We start from the raw sequence: 21,278 nt of genomic DNA, 5'->3' as shown, positions 1-21,278 counted from the left end.
CTCCGGGTTGTTGAAATCGCTGAACAGCGGGTCCGTGGACGTCCAGGTGTAGGTGGTATTCTCGTCGGTCGCAAAGTTGAGCTGCACGGATTGCCCGAGGCAAATCGTGGTGTCATTCGCCAGTTCAACGGCTGGGGCGGGCGAGACCTGCAGGTCAAAAGTTTCTGTGAGCGTACCACAGCCTGCAATGCTGGTGTAAACCAGGGTGTAGGTGCCGGAAACGGTTGGCTCTAAAGTTCCGCTTTGACCGGTCGCTACTTCATCCCCATTTGGGTCAAGCCAGCTGTACAGATCATCTTCGACGGCATTTTCAATATCTGCACTGTAGGTCACCAACTCGTTGGAGCAGAGATCGGTCGGAGAAGCATTGACAGCGTTGATGACGGCCGCTTCTACCACCTGCACTTGCACCTGATCTTCCACATCCGGGCAAATGCCATTGCCCGCCACCAGGAAGTAGGTGGTCGTTGTGTTGGGTGTGACCGTCAGGGCTGGGTCCTGAATCGTCCCAAAGTCGGGGTCGGTGGAGGTCCAGATGTAGTCGTATAACGGATCAGTATTGAAAATAAGCTGAATACTTTCACCTGCGCAAATGATGGGCGATGCCTCCAGCACAAAGGTTGGGGGCTGCAGGACATTCACGGTGGCGCTGACTTCCGTTGGGCAGTTGCCCACAGAGGCTTCAAGGCTGAACGTGGCACTTTGGTCCAGGCTGCCCGTGGAAGGGTTCAGGCAATCGGTACAACTGAGCAGTTCGGCACCTGCCGTCCATTCAAACGAAGTAGCGTTATCGCCTACTGTGGCTTGGAAATTAACGCTGTTGCCATTGCAAATCGTAGTGTCTGATGGGGTAATGGTGATGAGTGGAACCGGATTGACATTCACCTGGACAAAGGCGGTATCTACGCACACTCCATTGGAGGTCTCCCGGAAATAAGTCAGTGTATCGATACCCGTGATGATCAAATTGTAAAGGGAGTCCGGCGTCTCCTGACCGGTGTCTGGGCCCCACTGGAAATTAATGCCCGGGAAATCGGACGGCTCGTAAATCGGCGACTGGAAGACTACGATTTCACCTTCGCATATGGTCGTGTCAATCGGCATAATGCCCAGGCCCGCTGCGGGTAGGCTGTCCACCACCACAAAAACGGAGTCTTTCCGGAAGCAGGTACTGCCCACCGCAACTTCTGCATAATAGGTTGTTGCCGTTTCCGGGCTTACAGTAATGGTGGGGGCAATCAGGGTGTCAAAGGCTATCGCTGAGGATGTCCATGTAGGGGTCACATCAGCCGGTACGATGTCTGCTGCAAATTCCAGTTCGGTTTCCCCCCGGCATATCCGGATGGTATCCTGGGCAATGATATCTATGTTGATGGGGGTAATGCCAACGTCTACAGATCTTACTTCCTCACAGGCACCGCGCACGGCTGTGAGGGTATAAGTGCCTTCGTTTTGCGGGAATATAACCGTATTGGCATCTGTCGGGTCCGCAATGCTCGCTGGCCCGGTCCAGGTGTAGCTGACATTGGGCTGTGGTTGGACACTGCCCAGGATTAGCGGGTCGCCCTGACAAACGGAAGTGTCATTCCCAACCAGCAGTACAGGCGGAATGGAAACATTTACCTTAACGCTGTCCAGCGTGGGCACAGGGCATTCCTGATTTTGTGCACTCACGAAATAGGTCGTGGTGGTATCAGGAGTTACCGCAGGGTCAGCACCGTTTGAAGTGAAACCACCGGGTGAAGCGTTCCAGGTGTAATCTACCCCGGGTGTGGCAGCTCCACCAACGGATACCGTTTCCCCCAGGCAAATCTCTAGGTCGTTACTGACTTCAATGGTGGCAGCTTCGGCATCAAGGACTGTGATCTGAACGGCATCGTCCAGCGTGCAATTGTCCGCAAGGAGCGTGACCGGAAGGGTATAAGTCCCGGCCGCTTCCGCGATAATGAAAGGGTCAGGGCATTCGGTACAACTCAGGCTCAGCCCGGCGGGCGGTACCCATTCGTAAGCGGCATTGAGGAAGTTGCTGCCGGCAACAATTTGAATTTCTTCATTTCGGCAAACCGTAATATCGGGGCCTGCATCGAGGTCGTAAACCTGTACGAGGACATCCACGGTATCCTGATAGCACACCGCATCCACTAAGGCCACATACTCTGTGGTTTCGGTGGGGGTGGCCAATGGGTCCGGGCAGTCGTCGCAGGAAAGCGAAGTGGTGTCTTTCAGCCAGGTGATGTTGTTGACGGAAGTTTCCAGCAGCAGCTGAACACTTTCCCCCTGGCAAATAGCCGTATCGCTATTGACCAATTCGATAGACGTTGGGGCAAGTACGTCCGGGTCAGAAGCGTCCCAACCAACAGAAATGGCTCCGCTCTCTATATTGTCGCCCCAGTCGTTGATCAACACGGCGTACACTTCACCTGGCTGGCAATCAATAACGGTAGCAAAGTCGTCTACGTTCCCATTGGGGTCCGGCGCACAATCGTATTCATCGAGCACCTCAATACCGGTTACCGGGTGGATACTGGCCAGGCCGGTAGGGTCTGCACCACCGGCGTAGGAGGAGCGGATCGGTTGATTGTTTTCTATGAACTCAACGATCGAATCAGGGTCGTCACAAACTTCTTCTTTATTGAAAGGCCCCCACACCTGAAAGTCGATATCTGAATCTTCATCCGGAAGGTTGGCTGCTTCCACGGTGAAACCAAATGGCCCCTCGGCTTGCGCTTCTATCGTGAACCAGTAATAATTCGGGTTTGCAGAACCGGTGTTAAACCAGCATCCGTCATTCAGCCCGGGGTTGAAAGCAACGTCTTCGAAACCCTGATTGAAGGTGAAGACCGAAGGCAGATCATCGGGAGTGATGCAGCCATTGAGTGGATTGCACAGGGCATTGACTAATGAAGGCTCAAGGTTACATGGAGACTCCGTGATGGACAAGCCAAACTCGGTACAACCTGTACCATTGGCGACCACAATGAAGTAAGTACCCGGGTCTTCAAAGTTGGCTCCAAAGGCTGTACCACTGGTCCCTAAGCTGACACAGTTGGTGTTGGGGTCGAGTGGTGGGCCATCTAGTACGAGTACGCCTGTACCTGCCTCCGCACCGGTGACCGCTATGTCTGCACAAAAACCGCCCTCGGTAGTGTAGGCGAATACATAGTCCGGGCCATTGAGGAATGGAGTCGGTCCGCAGGGCGATTCGGCAAAAGTGGCTATAGCCCCGCAGGTCGTGTACCCCTCTTCTTCGAAAGGAAGCCCACTGATCACCGTAGGGTTATCCGCAGAAGAACCGCTGCAACCCAGCGGGCTACAGTTCCAGGTCAGTTCAAACCCTGATGAGGTAGCCGATCCGTCGGATGTGAATTGAATGGTGACGGAAGGCTGAGAGGTTTGAATGGTGATCGGATCGGTACTGCCGCCCGTGTAGCTGCCCAGGAGTGGGCCACCGGTATTGGGGCCGGCGTAAATATTTAAAAAGTCGAAGTTGTTTTCAATCTGAAAATCCTGGATTTGGATCTCCAGGCACTCGAACAGGGTAGCAGGCGTGATGGTAAAAGTGGCGTTTTCCCCGTTGCCGTAATCGCTGTCAGGGCCTCCGGAATCGTAGAGCGTACCAAAACAGGCGGAAGTAAAGGTCTCGTCCCCGATGTTGATGGCTGGGACATACTCTTCCACACAAAGACGGAAATCCCCTGAGTTGGGGGTACCGGTAGAGGAGTAGTCATTGACCCGGATGAAATAAGTCGTATTGGGGGTTAGCCCGATGATGTCGACCTGTGCCGTGGCTTCTCCATCGGCAGCAGAAGAACAGAAGCTAAGGTCAGCGAGCCCGTCAAACATACACTCGCCCCGGTAGACGTTGATCTGTGGGTTGAGTATACTGCCGTTGGGGCCGTCGGTGGCTCCCTGCAGGGTGATCGTGACGTCTATGATGTCACTGGTTGTGGTAAAGGAAAACCACACGTCGCGGTCAACGCTCCCCCCGTTAAAGCAACCAGGGATATTGCCCTCGCCAATATCAGAGGGTGTGGCGTTGAGGTTATCGTAAATCTCATCGCCGCAGGCGGGTAAGTTGCCCAGGGCGATTAGCCCGTCGCAGTCATCGTTAGCGGGTTGGGCAGAGAGTGCGATTTGAAAAAGCAGTAGTAAAGTTAGTATGGACAGTATTCTCATGCTTGCCAAGTTAATGTTTGTTTTCGGCCTGAACGGGCCAAACTTGGCTAAAAATAATCAAATTTTAAAATTACTGATCCTTCTCCTCTATAGTAGGTCGGGCGGTGACCAAAAAACAGCAGTCGGGTCAGCCTGCATCAATGAAGTCAGCCACCTCCCGGATGAGGTCAGGGTTCTTCATCAGCCGATAGTGACCATAGCCTTTTGTGATCAGCATACTGGCGTTTTCCCAGGCTTCAAAAATGGAGCGTGCTTCCTGAATGGCTACTATGGCATCGGTTTCATCGTGTACAATCAGCGCTTTGCCCACACTGCCTGAAATATGGGCCCTTGAAGTATCCGCATGTTGGACGGGGAACTTCACCTTTTGCTCAATAAACCGGAAGAACTCCCGGGCAGCAGGCGGTGGCACCTTGAGCGTCTGCATGGCGTTGTTCAGGACTGTTTTCATTTTGTCGGGCACGCCGATCAGCACTAGTTTTTCTACTTTAATGGAGGGGTCAAGATTGGAAAGGGCAAATGCCGTTGAGGCGCCTCCGAAAGAATGCGTAATAATACCGTGGACCCCACCAATTTGATTGATAATGGCGCGTACGGCACCGCCAAAGTGGGGCAGGTTCGTTCTTTTACCATCGGAGTTGCCGTGGGCGGGCCCGTCAAAAGCCACTACCCGATAGCCTTTTTCCAACAGCGGGGGGACGAAAGTGCGTAGCGCAGTGCCCCGCGATTCCCAACCGTGTACCAGTAGTATGGTGCGCCCGCCGTAGCCCCATTCATACCCTTTGAGCAGCTGCTTGCCGTACATGAATTCGAACAACCGCGCACTTTCCAGTAGTTCATCGCTGGTTTTGTGGTGCGCCCGGATGCGGGGGGTAGAGAAAAAACGGTAGGCGAGTTTAGCCATCGGCTTGGGGAACAGGTAACCTAAGGTCCCGAAAAAGAACCGGATCAACTTTAGAACAGGGGGATAACGGACAGGCTGCTCCGGAGAGGGGTCCTGGTAGTCAGAGGAGAGGTAGCGAATATCTTTCGTAACCGGCATGTAGGGTGTGTTTAGGAGATTTAGAGCGTGTTGGGATTTTGGTCTTCCAGTCGAAAACTAGCATTTTTTTGATTGGCCATTACAGTTTCCAGACCGATTACTAAAGTCCCAACACGCTTTTAAGGTTGAAGCTGTTCAATCATTTGCAGCAAAAGCTGGGCAACCGGGTTGAAATAGTGGCTGTCTTTGTGCAGTTGAGCCAGCATGATGCCACCTTCTAGGGTTGCAATAAACTGGGTCGCAAAGTCTTCCGCCGAGGCATCCGCATGAATTTGCCCCTGATGCTGCCCGTTTTTTATCGTCTCTGCAATGCGGCTATGCCATATTCCGACGGCCTTAATGGCGTGCTCGCGGAGCAACAGGTTGCCATCATCAGCTTCAATAGCCGTATTCTGTATAGGGCACCCGCCTTCGATTGGAGGCTGGGCGGCGTGCTCTTTGTAAAAGTAGACCACCGCCTTGAGCTTGTCTATAGGGTGCTCAATGACCCGTGTGCGGGCCCGCACCTGCTGATGTACCTGCTCTACGGCATGCTGGAAAGCGGCCACTGCAATATCTTCTTTGCTGGAGAAGTTGCCATATACGCCACCTTTAGACAATCCGGTCGCTTTTATAATGTCTCCCATCGAGGTGCCTGCAAAGCCTCTCTGGTTAAATAAAGCTGCTGCTTTTTCAATGATTTGCTGCCGGGTGCGGTCTGATTTTGACATAATTGATGGATGTTATGGGTGCAAAAATAAACCGATCGGTCTGAAATTGCAATGCCTGGGCAGATATTCTTGAAGTATCTGTGAATAATCCGCTCATTTGATTCCGAATTTGTCTAAGCTGGATAAAGTTTTACCTTCGCGCTATTATGCAAAGGGTATTTCTACACACAGGCAGCAATCAGGGGGACCGCCTCGCAAATCTGGAGCGGGCGGTTGCCGTATTGATGAAAAGCGTTGGGACCGTTACCAAAGCTTCTCAGATTTTTGAGACCGCCGCCTGGGGCATCAGGGATCAGCCCGATTTCCTGAATCAGGCCCTCGAAATGAAGACCGGCCTCGATCCCATCGCGCTACTTTCCACCATCTTGAATATTGAAGAGCAAATGGGCCGGGTACGTGTTCAAAAATGGGGGCAGCGGCTGATTGATATTGATATGCTGTACTACGGTGACCTGATTTGGGAGAGTGATCAGCTGACCCTCCCGCACCCGCATTTGCAAGAGCGCAACTTTGTCCTTGCTCCATTGCTGGATATCGCGCCCGACTTTGTGCACCCCCGCCTCAAAAAGACCACACAAGAGCTCTTCGCAATCTGCAAAGATGCGCTGCCCGCCCGCCACTACAACGTACTGGGTTAGGGCGTGTTGGGACTTTAGTAATCGGTCTGTCCTGGTGCGCCGGGACACTTTTTTGCTTACACTTCGGCCCGAAAATCCTTCCCGCAAACTGCGGGACAGGCTATCTAGCTAAGGCTAAACTCCGGTTTTCGTGCCCCTGCCTCCTGGCAACCCCGTTTGGCAGGCAGGTCGTCTAACCAAAAAATGGTTAGTTTTCGACTAGAAGACAAAAGCCCCAGCACGCTCTTAGCGAACCTTATGGCAGCTTCCCCGTTTGGTGACTATGAAGCCTACCGTCGCAATCGCTGGAGCTACTGGTTTTATTGGTCGCTGGTTTATGCATCACTACCGGCATAAGTACCGGTTCATTGCGCTGAGCCGCAAAACGATGTCCCAGGAAAAGACAGATACTAATGTAGAGTGGCGGCAGGTCGATCTTTACTCCCTTTCCGGCAGCAGGGAAGCTCTTCAGGGCGCCAACTTTGCGCTTTACCTGGTACACTCCATGCGCCCTTCCACCCGTCTCAATCAGGGTTCCTTTGATAATACAGACTTGCTGCTGGCCGACAACTTTGTCAGAGCTGCGGAGGCCAATGGGCTGCAACAGATCGTCTTTCTGAGTGGTATCCTGCCGGATGGGGCATTGCCCGACTCCCGGCCGCTGCGCAGCCGGGCAGAGGTAGAGCAAACCCTGAAAAGTACTGCCGTGCCACTCACCACCCTGCGTGCAGGGATCATTGTCGGGCCGGGCGGCACCTCCTTCCGTATCATGGAAAAGCTCGTTGATCGCTTACCGCTTATGCTGTGCCCCAAATGGACCTGTTCGCCTACCCAGCCGATCGGGCTTGAGGATACCCTGGCGCTCATTGACCACGTCATTGGCAATTCTGATTACTACGGCTCCGACTACGATATCGGCGGTAAAACGGTTACGACTTATTTTGATATGCTCAAGACCGTGGCGCGGCTCAAGGGCAAAAAACGCTGGATCTTCTCTCTGCCTTTCAATTTGCCTGGGTTTTCCCGTCTTTGGGTCGCCTTGTTTTCCGGATTGAGCCCTACTTTGGTTTCACCGCTCGTTGCCACATTGCGCTGGGACTTGCGGGCACGCCCGAATCCGTTGATGGAGGAGGTGTTACCGGAGCAAAGTTTTGAAGCCGCTGCACAACAGGCATTGGCGCAAGCCAGACAGGTGCCACCGCTGCCAATAGCGAAGGAGCAGCAGCAACGGGAAGAAAAAAATACGGTCCGTAGTGTACAGCGGCTGCCGAATCCGGGCGATCATTCCGCCATATGGGTAGCCAGGCGTTATCAGACCTGGTTGCCCAGCCATTTCCGGTATATTTTGAAAGTGGATCAGCGTGGGCAGACGTCTGTATTCCGCATTGGGCCTGTGGAGCTGTTGCACCTGAAGTTCATTCCCGACCGCAGTGATGCGAACCGGCAATTATTTTATATCGTTGGTGGGCAGTTGGTGAAGCGCCGGGACCACGGATGGCTGGAGTTTCGGAGTGTACTAGATGGCCGCTACGTCATCGCTGCCATCCACGAGTTTGTGCCGAAGCTGCCCTGGGTGCTTTACAACTTGTCACAGGCGCTGGCTCATCTATGGGTAATGTGGCACTTTGGCCGCTACCTTAATTCCCAGTCTCTTGGAGGTCCTGACGGTCGTAGCGTTCCACTTTCCGACGGCTCTTAAGCGGCATATAGCGGTAGGGGCGGTCCTGGAAATCGGTAATCAGCGAATCCGCTTCGCGGGTCAGGTTGGAAAGGTTGCGGTAGAGGGCTTCGTCCTTGACGAGCTGCCCGAGGGTGCCTTCACCGGCATTAATGCCATCCACCACGCCGGAAATGCCAGCAATCGCTTTGTTGGCATTTTCGAGTGTGCCTCTAAGTTCCTGTATGGAAGTGTTCACTTCGTTTACCGTCTTTTGCAGATCAGCTGCAACGAGCTGACTGCTTAGGCTGTCGGCATTGGCGATGATAGCCGAAATTCTGGCGTTGTTCCTTTCCAAATTACCTGTGATGGATTCTACGCTTGCAAGCGAGGCCTGTATATTCCCTGAGGACCGCCTCAACATTTGGTCGAGCTGAGCGGTGGAGGAGTTAAGGTTCGCCATAGTGGCGTCGAGGTTGCGTATGGTTTTGGCAATGGGCGACTGACTATTCTCACTCAGGAGGGCATAGTTGAGGGTGTCTACAATACGCTGTAAGCTTTTTTGCAGGACCGTAGCGTAATCGCCCACGGCTTCCTCTCCGACCATAGAGTCCAGCAAGCCTTTAAATTCGCCTTCGAGGGTGTCTCCGGGCTCGGCGCAGTCGTCACCGGAACAGGGCTTGTCGTACATCAATTTAATGGCTTTGCCGCCCATGAAACCGGTGGATTCGATCACCGCGCGGGTATCCTTCGGGATGGTCATCTCGGGGATGAGGTCCAGGACAACCTCAACCGTACGGTCGACGTCATTGAGCAAGGCTACCTTTGCCACACTGCCCACCGGTACCCCGTTGATAAACACCTGCGTGCCCACCTGCATGCGGTCTACCTTGGGGTAGTAGACCTTATAGGTATTGGACTTGAGCAAGACATTTTTGCCCATAATGAATTTATAACCCCAGTAAGAAACAGCGATCGCCGCAATAGCGAGCAGACCTACCTTTACTTCGTTTGACATGGTCGTTTGAGTTTAAGCGTGGCAAAGGTATAGCCCTTTGGGGGAAAACGATAATTTTCGAGCGTTTACTTCGCCTTAAGGGGTGCCAAATACTTGCTGCACTTCATCGATCGAGATACGTTCTCCATTGCGGTAGGCTACAATGAAAGCACCTGGGAAACCTCTGCGCTCCAGGAATTGCTGCGCCTGGTACGCATGGCGGAGAGAAGTAAAGTTCTTGGCCTGGTATTTGTAATAATCGCCTTCCCGAAGGACTTCGATCAGATAGCCCGTATTGTCCCATTTTGGTTGGGAAGTATCGAGGGGCTTTACGGCGGCTGCCAATTGTACGTGCAAGCTGATCCCGAGGTCGTCCAAACTAGCCTCCCGGAGCAGCGGGCTTTGCGCATTTGCTGTTTGAGGCTGTGGCGTTAAAGACTGTATGGAAGGTTCGGGCTTTACTTCTACCTGCTCAGGCCGGGTGCGCGGCTGTGCGGAGTTTTCTGCCAGGGTGTGCTGTTCGGAGTAGTACTGTTCCGTGGGGGGCGCATCCGGGGAACGGGCCACGAGGTAGCGCCCCGTGGATAGCGGTGGCGGGTCGGCAACAGCAGATTGTCTTGTTTCCGGTTGTTCCTCTTCCGGAAGGATTTTTACTGGTACCGATACGGGTGCTGCCGCTAACGGGCGGGCTTCCGGGCTGTTCTCGACGTGCCTGCGGTAGTCTTCAAAAGCCGCCAGCATAGAGCTCGCAACAATAGATTGCCCTTCCTCTGTCATCAGGTAGGCCTCTTCTGCCCGGTTGCTCAGAAAACCAGTCTCTACCAGTACACTGGGCATGGTGGTTTCTTTAAGCACCACAAATCCGGCTTGTTTGACCCCCCGGCTTTTGCGGTTGGCCCTGGCAAAGTGCCCCTCTACTTTTTCAGCAAATAAGATACTTTGCTCCAGATAAGCGCTTTGGAACATATTGAGCATGATGTGCCCTTCCGGCGAGTTAGGGTCGTAATCGTAATTGGCCTCGTAGTTTTCCTCCAGCAAAATCGCGGCGTTCTCCCGTTTAGCCACTTTAAGGTTGTGCTCGGCGGTATGCAGCCCCATGACGTAGGTTTCGCTGCCCTGAGTAGCCGAAGAGCCTGGCATATAGTTGCAGTGAATGGAGATAAACAGGTCCGCGTCATTCCGATTGGCAATAGCTGCCCGCTCGTGCAGTGGGATGAATACATCCGAGTCGCGGGTCAGCATAACGTTTAGGCCAGGATAGTGCGTACGCAACTCCTGCGCCAGGCGCAGGCTGATGGCCAGAGCGAGGTGCTTTTCGCGGGAGTTGCCCCCGAGGCAGCCCGGATCATGCCCGCCGTGGCCAGGGTCAATCACCACGGTTTTGATGCGGTAATCAGCGAGTAAATGGGCTGGAGGCATAAAAGCATGCACAGGGAGTGGTATCCCTTGCGAGAAATCCTCTGATAATCTGGCAGGTTTTATAACTTTGCCGCGCCTGATTCCGGCGCAGCCCATTTCCGGCTGTACCAGACAGGATGCTGCATCCGCCATGACTGGCACCGGAAAGGATAATGAAAAGTTAAACCCGGTGCCGGTAAACGGCAAAGCGAGTAGAAGTAGCGTTGGTAGGAAAGTTACCGCTTTCGTCATAAGCACAACTTAGAATTGTATCCTTGAAGACAAAGTTACCAATAATTATTGTATTCCTCCTGTGCAGCCTGCCTAATTTACAGGCACAGGTACCTGTAAATGAGCGCGATAATCGACCGCCCTCAGCCAAGATGCAGGTGGATAGTGCCGTAGTAGCGGCTCCCCGGGAAACGTTGCTGATGGATACCGCTGGAATAGCCGCCCCTTTAGATACGCTGCCAGCGGATACCTTGTTGCCCAGGCCCGCAAAATCCAGGGAAATTTCTTTCTCCAAAGACTCACTCGATGCTCCCGTTCAGTACTCCGCAGTTGATTCCATGATTTATGATATTGCCAATCAGCGGGTCCACTTATACGGTGAGGCGGAGGTAGGCTATACCAGCATCAACCTGAAAGCCGCACATATTATTTTCGATTGGCAAACCAATATCGTTACGGCTTCCGGTATGCCGGACAGCCTCGGTCAACCCGCTGGCCTGCCTGAGTTTTCAGATGCCAGCCAAACCTTTACGGCTGACAGCATGCGGTACAACTTTTCTACGAAAAAAGGGGTGGTCTACGATGTGGTTACAACTCAGAATGATGTGGTGGTGCGGGGCAAAAAGTCGAAATTTATTACTCAGGAAGCCCGTGACAGCACGGAAGAGGATCAGAATGTGGTGTACAGCTCCAATGCTATTTTTACAACCTGTACCCACGATGAGCCACACTTTGGCATCCGCAGCCAAAAGCAAAAGGTCATCCCGAATAAAATGGTGATAGTCGGACCTTCCAATTTGGAAATCATGAACGTGCCCACCCCGGTTTGGCTGCCGTTTGGTTTCTTCCCCATCCCGCAGGGGCGAACGACCGGGCTGCTATTCCCGAGAGACTATCAGTACTCTCCTCAATGGGGCTTTGGTTTGGAAGGCATCGGCTGGTACTTCCCCCTGGGCGACCATTTTAACTTATCGCTGACCGGCAATATCTACCTGAAGGGGACCTGGGGCATCAATGCGCTCTCCAACTACAACAAGCGCTACAAGTACAACGGCAACTTCAATATCGGATACGATGTGCGTCGGAGCGAAGACCTGGAGGGCAATATCTCCCGGCCTAAGTCTTTTCTTTTTCAGTGGAGCCACCAACAGGCGCAATCCGCTCACCCGACCATCAACTTCGGCGGCTCGATTAATATTCAGAGCAATAATTACCAGCAGCGGGTTTTCAATGATCAGCGGGTTCTGGAAAATCAGTTGCGGTCTAACCTCAACTTTCGTAAAAACTGGCGGGACAAACCCATCAACCTGACGGCTTCCTTCAGCCACAACCAAAACTCCAATACCGGGGATGTGACGGTGAGCTTCCCGAATGTGCGTTTCCAGACGCAGGCCATAAACCCCTTTAAGCGCAAAAACCGAACGGGCCCTGAGAAGTGGTATGAGGCGATTACTTTCCGCTATGACGCTGAGGCGCGCAACCGCTTTCAGGCCAAAGATTCCACGCTCTTCACTCAAGAGACCATTGAGAACGCGCAGTTTGGTATGCAGCAGCGGGCCAACCTCGGTACTTCCTTCAAGGTGCTCAAGTATTTCAACCTGAACCCCTCAGTCAATTACGATGAGGTGTGGTACCTGCGCACCCTGCGCCGGGACTTTGACCCGACTATCCTGGAATTGGACACCCTCTCTACCGGCGGTAAAGTTTTAGTAGATACCGTTTCCTACGGTGAAATAGCGGAGCGGCAGGTATCTGGCTTTGAAGCCTACCGGCAATTCAATGCCAGCGTGAGCCTGAATACACAGATCTTCGGTACCATGCGCTTCGGGCAGGGTTGGCTGAGGGGCATACGCCACGTCATGAAGCCGAGCATTTCCTTTGGGTATACCCCGGATTATACCGACCCCGACCTCGGTTATTTCCGTGAGGTGAGAGACCCCAGGACCCGCGACGAGTTTGATTCGTACTCTATCTTCCAGGGCGGTATTTTTGGCAGCCCGTCTACCGCCGGGCAACAGATGAGCATGGGCTACAGCCTGAATAACATCTTCGAGGCCAAGTACTTCTCCAAAAAGGACTCTACCGAACAAAAACTCAAGCTCTTTGACAACATCATCGTTTCGGGCAATTACAACTTCGCGGCCGACTCTTTGAAATGGAGCCCGGTCAATATTTCGGGTACCACCCGTATGTTCAAGGGGATGACCACGGTGGGCTTGCGGGCAACCTTCGACCCCTATCGCGTCAACGAAAACGGGCGCCGGGTGAATGACTTGCTATGGGAAACCGAAAATAAACTCCTGCGCTTTGATCAGGCGACGGCCCGGTTCAATACCAACCTGACCGTAGGTAAAATACGGGCGTTATTTAAAGGCGAAAAGGAGGAGGAAGTGTATGACGCTCAGGCCGAGCTGGAACGACAGCAGAACGGCTTACAGCGTGTGGAAGAAAAGGATTTCCTGAGCCTGTTTGAGAATTTCCGCATCAGTCACAACCTGTCGCTCAACTGGGAAGGCATGCCGGATGGCCGCGACACCTTTTTTATTGCTACGAACACGATTAACTGTAGCGGTAGCATTCAGCTGACGCCCAATTGGTTCATTAATGTCGGCAACTTTGGTTATGACTTTGTGCGCAAGGGGATCACTTACCCTTCGGTTGGTTTTAGCCGCGACCTGCACTGCTGGGAAGCAGGCGCTAACTGGCAGCCGCTACGGGGCACTTACAGCTTTTTTATCCGGGTAAAGCCGGGCTCTTTAGATTTCCTCAATATCCCCTACAATCGAACGAACGGGGATGGGCGAGGGCAGTTCTAGGAATGCGGAAACTGGAATATCTCCAGTTTCCGCACTTCACAATTTCCGACTTTTACCTATGCTATCTGCCGCCGCTGCCGCAGGCGGAAGAGCATGCTGATGAACAAGCCAACCATCATCATCAGGGAGCCGATCCAGAACAGGTTGATGCCGGGGAACTTGATTGCTTCCAGAACAATATAGTCTGCCCGTAGGGAATCGGTAGCGACCTCAAAGGGGATAGGGTGTTCCGCACCGGTTTCTGCCTGCCCGATCATCACTTCTACAGTTTCATTTTCCGGATCAATGCCGGTGAAGCGGAAGTGCAGCCCCAGTTCCGGCACCTCATCCTTCAGGTTTAACGGGCGGCTGCCCCGGATGAGGTAAAGCGGCTGTGCCATATAGGATTGGCCGTCTTTCCCCTGTATGCTAATCATGGCACTTACAGCAATGTCTTCTTCCTGAGCCTCATAGGATTCGTGCTCCGGATTCCGGTTGAAGCCTGCAAACTGTATGGTGTGGCCATTGTAAGTGATCTGATTTCCTTCCTTGAATGTGAAAGGCTGGTATTCCATGTTGACTTCTCTACCAAACACAGCGTCAAAGATGCCTTCGCTCAGGCGTACTTTTGTGCTGATGTCATTGATCTGTACCGGGTAGCTGTAGAGCATCTGCCCGCGCAGGACCAATACCGGCTGAACTGTGTGGGTTTCCTTTTCATCCATGCGCTGAATACGGAGGGTGGCACCTATTGGCAGATCGCCTTCCTCCCGGGTGTAGTCCGGATGGGACGGATCCCGGTCTATGCTGACCAGCTCTGCCCGGAACCGCTTTACATAGAAGGTGTCCTGATCCCGGATCGGCACTGTGTCCTGAAAAGTGACAGTCTCCCCAATCAGGGCTTCGTGCACTTTGTAGTTGAGGCTGTCTTCCCGGTTCTTGCGGTATTCCATGTCAATTTCCACCCGGGGCAAAGAGGCAATATGCGTGAAAATATCCCGGTCGAGGTAGCGCTTGGTAGAAGGATTGGAAGCTGCGACTTTGGTAAAAGACTTATCGTAAAGGATATTGGGGTAGAGGTTAAACTCTTCGACTACCTCTCCGGAGGCGTCCCGTCGCTTGTAATTCACGGTAAAGGTGCGGGAAAACTGGCTTACCGTATCTGAGACATAAGTCACTTCGTAGTCGCCCATAATCAAAGGCGAGTCCTTGAAGAGGATGACGTTCTTGCGGAGCTGATCTTCTGTCGCTCCTTCAATGAGGCCTTCCATGACGAAGGTATTGTTGGAAATCACTTCCTGATTGAGCCCGGAGGCCAGAATACCGATGATCATGAGCCCGAAGCCGACATGCGATACAGCTGAACCCGCCATTTTGAGTTGGGCTTTGCCGGAGGTGAAGAGGTGATCGACATTAGTGACTACCGTAAACCAGCCAAAGAATAACATCGTGGTGTATTGCCAGGCGCTCATTTCGATCCAAAGCGTGGTCAGGTAAGTGAGCAGGCCGGAGATGGCGATAGCCGCCCCGGTATGTGCGCCAAATTTGCGCAGCTGCGTGCCGAAATTGTGCTCCCGAAACCGTAAGTACTGACTAATGCCGGACAGTAAGCTGATAAAGACGGCAATCCAGATCTGATATTTGTTGTAATGCGGTATGGGGTCGGTGATGACGCGCCCGATGTAGTTCGGGTCGAAGTACGTCATGATTTTATTGTAAACCGGCAGAGAAGTGGAAGCGGAAATGATCAGCCCCGAAAACAGGAGGACCAGGGAGCCGATAAACATCCAGAACTCCCGGGAAGCGGTCGCTTCTTCTTTTTTAGGCGAAGGAATACTGCCATACCGTTTGCCAATCAGCACTGCTGCCAGCAAGACGTAGAAACCGATCAGTAAGATTAACTGGGTTTCCAGCCCCATCTCGGTGAAGGCGTGGACGGAAGTGTCCCCCAGTACACCACTTCGGGTGAGGAAGGTGGAATAGAGGATGAAGATGAAAGTCAGGGAGTAGAAGACGTGCGTGCTGCGGATGGAGTGCCCGGTCGCATTGGCAATCAAGTTGGTATGAATACCGGCGATCAGGAAGAGCCAGGGCACGAGCGACATATTCTCAACCGGGTCCCAGGCCCAGTAGCCGCCAAAGCTGAGCGCTTCGTAGGCCCAGGCGCCTCCCATCAGAATGCCAATGCCCAGAATAGCGCCGCTGAATAAACTCCAGCGCAGGGCAGGCTTCAGCCATGATTTGTGCTCGTTTGTCCAAAGGGCTGCTATAGCGTAGGCGAAGGGGATAGTGGTGGAAGCAAACCCCAGGAAAAGGGTTGGCGGGTGGATGGTCATCCAGTAGTTCTGTAAGAGCGGGTTCAGCCCGGTACCCGTAATTTGGGAGACATAGTCAGCGCTTTGAAAGATAGGCGCATCTACCACATCCCGCAGGAGCATCATGGGATTGCTGCCAAAGCGCATGGGGTCGTCTCCAAAACCAACATACACCCCCAGGATCATTGACCCCAGAAACACCTGAACGGAAGACAATAGCGAAAGGGTAGGGGCTTCCCAACGTTTGCCAGTGGCCATCAGTACAGCACCGAGCACGATGTGCCAGAACATCCACAGCAGGAAGCTGCCTTCCTGCCCTTCCCAGAAAGCTGAGAAAATGTACTTCATGGGGAGGTCTTCGGAGACGTGGGCCTGCACGTACTGATACTCGTAGTACTGATTGATCATCAGGTAAAACATCGTGCCGATCAGGGTGAATATGGCGATGCCGTGCAACAGGAAAGAAAACCGGCCGATGCGCAGCCAGTTGGCGGCCTCCGCTACCCGATCTCGGCGTTGAGTGGCAAAGAAATAGGCGATAGTAGAGAGCAATGCCGCAGAGAAACCGAGCATGATGGCCATCTGGCCGATGTGCCCGGGAATTAAGTGTTCGCCTACGTACTGAATGTCTTGCATGGAATATAATCGTTGATCGAAAATTAAAGGGCCCACTGCCGGCAGTGGCGCTTCTTTGCTATCGGCAGAGTGCAGCAAACCCCGAAGACTACCGGAGACTTCGGGGTTCATTTGAATCAGCCAGTAAGCAGGGTTTATCCTGCTTCACTTTTGATGTAAACTTCTTCGTCTTTGTATTTGGAGGGGCACTTCATCAGCATATCGGTTGCCACAAATTCGTCTCCTTTCATCGAACCGGTCAGTACGATCTGTTCGGAAAGCTCAAAATCCTGTGGCTTTTCGGAAAGCAGTACCACTTTGCGCTCATCTCCCTCAGCATCTTTGATGTAAAAGCTGAAGTAATTGGGGTCTTCCTCCGGGTTGTAATACATTTCTTTATCCTTAGAGAGCTGCCCTGTAATCTTCACACGCTCACCGCTGTGTTGGGCATCAGCAAAAGTGGCATAAGTGCTCATGTCATCTGCTGCGCTTGTCAGCATGACAATAGCGACGCCCACCATGATGATCGCGATGATATATATTTTTTTCATGACGCTTGCAGTTTGTCTGTAGTTTAATGCCAAAGGTTACAATGAATACAAACATAGCATTTGTTTGTTCCGTTTCGCTAGCCTGGCATAGTCAAAAACTTGTCAATTGTGCAAAGGTAGGCAAGGGGTCTGTTTTTGGGGATGATTTTTGTCAGAAAATGACAGGCTGCAGTTGGTGGTCAAAGAATGGCCCCCTCGAATTCCTAAAATCTCAATTTTCAAAAGCGAATACGCCGCACTCCGATCGCAATACTTATCTTTGGGAGGAAAATAGAAGGGAAGCACTTTCAAAAGCGCCGGTCAACCCTCATCCACAACCCTGCATATGAACGAACGGATTATCGTCAACTTAAAAGACTTAGCGGTAGCGCAAATGGATCATCAGGTGCTCAGTGGAGTCTCCCTGAACATCACTAAGGGCGAATTCGTCTACCTCATCGGCCGTACCGGTAGCGGTAAGTCCAGTTTGCTGAAGACCCTGTATGGTGCATTGCCCCCGGGTCCTGGTAAAGGCGAAGTGGCCGGCTATGAACTATCAAAACTGAACCGGAAAACCATTCCGCTCCTGCGCCGTAAGCTCGGTATTGTTTTTCAGGACTTCAACTTACTATCCGACCGGACGGTGGAAGACAACCTCCGGTTTGTGCTTGAGGCCACCAACTGGAAAGCCGAAAGCAAAATGCGCAGCCGGATGAAAGAGGTGCTCGAACAGGTCGGCCTGCAGGGCAAAGAACAAAAGCGCCCTCATCAACTGTCGGGTGGAGAACAGCAGCGGGTAGTCATCGCCCGGGCTCTGCTCAATGCCCCTGAGCTTCTTATCGCTGACGAGCCCACGGGCAACCTCGACCCGGAAACCTCCGATGATATCTTGCTCTTATTGCGCCGGCTGGCGCAAGACAACGACACTGCGGTGCTTTTTGCCACGCACGACTACCGCATTATTGAAAGTTTTCCCGCACGGATTATCCGCTGCATCAATGGTAAAGTGGTTGATGAAGAGGGGTTTGAAGTATAGCCATCCGACCGGTTCACACTGTGCAGCCGGGTTTTCTTACCTGCTGTTGCCCTGCATTTGCCGAATGGCCGCCTCTGCTTCTTGTACAGGTAGCTGGCAGACCTTATTCTGGCAGACGTAAATAAAAGTTTCCCCTTCCTGTAGTTTCCCTTTGAGCAATTCAAGGCTGCCCTCTTCAGCGCCGCCCAGGAATAATGCATTGGGCAGGTATTCCTGCTGCAAGGCTTGCCGCTTTTCAGCATAATCAGCGCCCACTACCGCCACTTCGTAAAGAGGGAAGGCAAGTTCACTGTACAGGCTCATCCAATTGGAAAAGTAAGAGGGCGCTGTGGTCTGTGCCATCTCTCCGGCCATACGCTGTAGCATTTGCCGCGCCCGGTTCGTGTAGGTTGTATCGTACAGGTAGGTGCCCAGGTGCAGCAGGGACCGCCCCATAGTCGAATTCCCGGAAGGGATAACGTTGTCTTCCGTTTTCGCCGTGCGGGCAATGAGCTCCGGGTCCAGGTCGGAAGTGTAATAGAGCATGGGGCTGTCTTCGGCAGAGAAGTGCTCCAAAGCGTAAGTGGCCAGCTGTGTTGCCTGGTCCAGCCAGGCTTCTTCAAAGGTGATCGCGTACAGGTCCAGGAAAGCCTGAATGGTAAAAGCATAGTCATCCAGAAACCCATTGATCTTGGCCTGCCCGTCTTTGTACGTCCGCAGGATGCGCCCGTCTGACTGTATGAGCTTGTCGCGCAGCAATTGCCCGGCTTTGACTGCGGCATCGCGGTAAGTGGGGTCCTGCAAGGCTTGATAGGCATCCGCATAGCCGCTGATCATCATCGCGTTCCAGCTCGTCACTTGCTTGTCGTCCAGCCCGGGGCGCACGCGTTCTGCACGATTGGCAAAGAGTTTAGCCTTGGAGCCCTCAATGGAGCGGTCTAACTCAGACTGTGTTAGCTGGTACTCATCCAGGATTTTCTGCACATTTTTATCTTGAATTAAAATGTTCCTGCTCTCCCAGTTGCCGCCGGGGCGGAAGCTGTAGTAATCCATGAATACCCGGGCATCGCTACCAGTACCCAGCACAGATTCCACCTCCTCTGCCGTCCAGGTATAAAACAGCCCTTCTTCTCCTTCGCTATCGGCATCGAGGCTGGAATAGAAGCCACCTTCGGGGCTGGTCATTTCCCGGGCGACAAATAGGAGGGTCTCTTCCAGTACCGTTTTGTACGCCTCATTGCCCGTGAGTTGATAAGCCTCGCTGTAGAGGCTGACCAGTTGTGCATTATCGTAAAGCATTTTTTCGAAGTGGGGCACCCGCCACTGTGCGTCGGTAGCGTAGCGGGCGAATCCACCGCCGAGCGGATCATAAAGTCCACCGGTACTCATAGCATCGAGGGTGGTGGTGACCAAAGCCAGGAGGCTATCCTGACCGGTAAGGGCGTGCTGCCGCAGCAAAAAGCGGAATACAGAGGGCAATGGGAATTTGGGTGCGCCCTGCATACCGCCCAGTACGTGGTCGCCCTGTGCGAGTATGGCGGAGACACTGACCTGCAGGGTTTCTTTTGAGAGGTTGGCCTCCGCTTCCAGCGGTTTGGGGCGGCTGACCGATTGGATGCCTTCTGCCAGCAGTTGCCCATACTCCTCCAGCTTTCCCCGGTCATTTTGATAGAGGTCGGAAAAATACTTCAGTACCTCCAGCCATTCCTCTTTGGGGAAGTAGGTGCCTGCCCATACCGGCTGCCCGTTAGGCAGAGCGAAGGCATTGAGGGGCCAGCCGCAACCGCCCTCTGCTGCCAGCTGACAGGCGGTCATGTAGATGTTGTCCACATCGGGCCGCTCTTCCCGGTCCACCTTAATGGCTACAAAGTTTTCATTCATAATGCGGGCTACGGTGGAGTCTTCGAAGGACTCGTGCTCCATCACATGGCACCAATGACAGGCTGCATAGCCTACGCTGATCACCAGCAGTTTGTCTTCTTCTTTTGCTTTTTTCAGGGCTTCCTCTCCCCAGGGGTACCAATTGACGGGGTTGTGGGCGTGCTGCAGCAGATAGGGGCTGCTTTCGTTAACGAGGGCGTTGGTATGCTCGTGCGTTGCAGTGGGGCTACCGCAACTGTAGAGTAAGGCGATAAGCCCTATGAAGCTGTAACCAAGCAATGACTGGGCAATAATGGGGAAGGTGGTATTCCGGTTCATAATATTTTAGGTAGTAGTGATTTTAGCAGGGCCCGGCAAAATATGAAAAAAATCAGATGCGCCTGTCTGTTGAAGGCGAATAACTAATGGCAGAGACGGTAAGCGTTTGTTGTGGTTTCGCACTTTGGGCTGCCCTTGCCAAATTCCGTCCTGCTCTTCGTTGTTCTCCCGCCTGCCATAGTCTTGTACGGTCTCCGGTTGCCAAAGCCCACAGGCGACGGGACACGGACAGGTTAGTCACGTAGCTAACTTTCAGATTGACCGTATTTTATTGTTTTTACTAGCGCGGTCTCCGAAATAAAATAACGCACAATGACGGTAATTTGACATTCGGTAAGCCAGGGGGTGATAAAAATCACTATTTTCACACCCGACCTTTTTTTATCATTGCATTCATCTAAAATCTATTCGCACTATGAAGAAGTCCATCGCAATTGCCGCGGCTCTGTTGCCGCTTACTCTTCTGGCCCACGGCGGGCACGGTGTAGGGCAGGGGAATCAGTTTTTCCATTACCTGGCTTCACCGGACCATTTCATTCCTATGGCCCTGGCGTCCGTAGCAGTGATTGGTTTTTTTGTTTACCGTAAAGCGCAGCGTAAGCATTCATAAAATGCTGATCGTCCAGGCGTATTAAGTCAAAAAAGTTATAAGGCAGGAGGCACCGGTTGAATAGAGTTTGCACTAGGAAACTCTACACAACCGGTGCCTCTTTGGCTTTCAGGAATTTTTGGTCTTCTAGGTCGAAAACCAGAGTGCCTTTCCGCTTTTTGAATTCAAAAAGCGGAAAGGCTTTTGGTAACGAAGTATAAGCAGACCGATTACTAAGAGCGTGTTGGGATTTTGCTTTTGGAGCGAACGCAGCCAAATTTTGTTCTGATCAAGGCGTGATGAGGGAACATAGCCTTAGCTACGTGACCGAAGAACAACGAAGAGCAGGACAAAATTTGGCAAGAGCAGCCCGAAGTGTAAAATCCCAACAC

The 21,278-nt window shown here is 52.8% G+C and carries 13 protein-coding genes; 5 read left to right on the top strand and 8 right to left on the bottom strand.

All coding sequences use genetic code 11. The features are described from left to right. The 3 genes from RIC19_RS07525 to RIC19_RS07515 all read right to left on the bottom strand — a co-directional run. Positions 1 to 4,176: CUB domain-containing protein (locus RIC19_RS07525; RefSeq protein WP_350177691.1), on the bottom strand; the 4,176-nt coding region annotated here is incomplete at its 3' end. A gap of 127 nt (positions 4,177 to 4,303) precedes the next feature. Continuing rightward, entirely contained in the window at positions 4,304 to 5,218 is a 915-nt protein-coding gene (locus RIC19_RS07520) for an alpha/beta fold hydrolase (protein ID WP_350177690.1), read from the bottom strand. A 119-nt stretch (positions 5,219 to 5,337) separates the two neighbouring features. After that, a complete protein-coding gene (locus RIC19_RS07515) occupies positions 5,338 to 5,928 on the bottom strand; it encodes a TetR/AcrR family transcriptional regulator (protein ID WP_350177689.1) in 591 nt (196 codons plus the stop codon). A 146-nt stretch (positions 5,929 to 6,074) separates the two neighbouring features. On the opposite strand from RIC19_RS07515, the gene folK reads away from it, so the two are divergent. Together folK and RIC19_RS07505 are read left to right on the top strand one after the other, a co-directional pair. Further along, positions 6,075 to 6,566, top strand: a complete 492-nt coding sequence (gene folK / locus RIC19_RS07510; RefSeq protein ID WP_350177688.1) for a 2-amino-4-hydroxy-6-hydroxymethyldihydropteridine diphosphokinase — start codon at positions 6,075 to 6,077, stop codon at positions 6,564 to 6,566. A 262-nt stretch (positions 6,567 to 6,828) separates the two neighbouring features. After that, positions 6,829 to 8,244, top strand: coding sequence for an NAD(P)H-binding protein (locus RIC19_RS07505; RefSeq protein WP_350177687.1), 1,416 nt, complete (start codon positions 6,829 to 6,831; stop codon positions 8,242 to 8,244). On the opposite strand, the gene RIC19_RS07500 is transcribed toward RIC19_RS07505, so the two are convergent. Together RIC19_RS07500 and RIC19_RS07495 are read right to left on the bottom strand one after the other, a co-directional pair. Beyond that, positions 8,183 to 9,220 carry an MlaD family protein gene (locus RIC19_RS07500; protein ID WP_350177686.1) on the bottom strand — a complete coding sequence of 346 codons (1,038 nt, stop codon included), beginning with the start codon at positions 9,218 to 9,220 and terminating at the stop codon, positions 8,183 to 8,185. The two genes, RIC19_RS07505 and RIC19_RS07500, sit on opposite strands and share 62 nt — an antisense overlap. Positions 9,221 to 9,295: 75 nt before the next feature. After that, positions 9,296 to 10,849, bottom strand: a complete 1,554-nt coding sequence (locus tag RIC19_RS07495) for an N-acetylmuramoyl-L-alanine amidase family protein (protein ID WP_350177685.1) — start codon at positions 10,847 to 10,849, stop codon at positions 9,296 to 9,298. A 23-nt stretch (positions 10,850 to 10,872) separates the two neighbouring features. Between RIC19_RS07495 and RIC19_RS07490 the strand changes: the two genes are divergently transcribed. Then, positions 10,873 to 13,644, top strand: a complete 2,772-nt coding sequence (locus RIC19_RS07490) for a putative LPS assembly protein LptD (RefSeq protein ID WP_350177684.1) — start codon at positions 10,873 to 10,875, stop codon at positions 13,642 to 13,644. A gap of 56 nt (positions 13,645 to 13,700) precedes the next feature. Here the strand turns inward: RIC19_RS07490 and ccsA are convergent, their stop codons facing one another. Beyond that, complete coding sequence (gene ccsA / locus RIC19_RS07485) at positions 13,701 to 16,685, bottom strand: cytochrome c biogenesis protein CcsA (RefSeq protein ID WP_350177683.1); 2,985 nt, start codon at positions 16,683 to 16,685, stop codon at positions 13,701 to 13,703. A gap of 23 nt (positions 16,686 to 16,708) precedes the next feature. After that, positions 16,709 to 17,104: a cytochrome c maturation protein CcmE domain-containing protein gene (locus RIC19_RS07480; RefSeq protein ID WP_350177682.1), complete on the bottom strand. Its 396-nt coding sequence runs from the start codon at positions 17,102 to 17,104 to the stop codon at positions 16,709 to 16,711. A gap of 325 nt (positions 17,105 to 17,429) precedes the next feature. Between RIC19_RS07480 and RIC19_RS07475 the strand changes: the two genes are divergently transcribed. After that, the gene (locus RIC19_RS07475) at positions 17,430 to 18,119 is read left to right on the top strand and encodes a cell division ATP-binding protein FtsE (RefSeq protein ID WP_350177681.1); all 690 of its coding nucleotides are present in this window, start codon (positions 17,430 to 17,432) and stop codon (positions 18,117 to 18,119) included. Between the two features lie 36 nt (positions 18,120 to 18,155). On the opposite strand, the gene RIC19_RS07470 is transcribed toward RIC19_RS07475, so the two are convergent. Beyond that, positions 18,156 to 20,297 carry a thioredoxin domain-containing protein gene (locus RIC19_RS07470; protein WP_350177680.1) on the bottom strand — a complete coding sequence of 714 codons (2,142 nt, stop codon included), beginning with the start codon at positions 20,295 to 20,297 and terminating at the stop codon, positions 18,156 to 18,158. A gap of 415 nt (positions 20,298 to 20,712) precedes the next feature. Here RIC19_RS07470 and RIC19_RS07465 point away from each other — a divergent pair, with 415 nt between their 5' ends. Next, complete coding sequence (locus RIC19_RS07465) at positions 20,713 to 20,907, top strand: hypothetical protein (protein WP_350177679.1); 195 nt, start codon at positions 20,713 to 20,715, stop codon at positions 20,905 to 20,907. Positions 20,908 to 21,278 lie beyond the last annotated feature (371 nt).

The sequence above is a fragment of the Phaeodactylibacter sp. genome, assembly GCF_040219495.1.
Classification (GTDB): Bacteria; Bacteroidota; Bacteroidia; order Chitinophagales; family Saprospiraceae; genus Phaeodactylibacter.
This window is presented reverse-complemented; position numbering and strand designations above follow the sequence as displayed.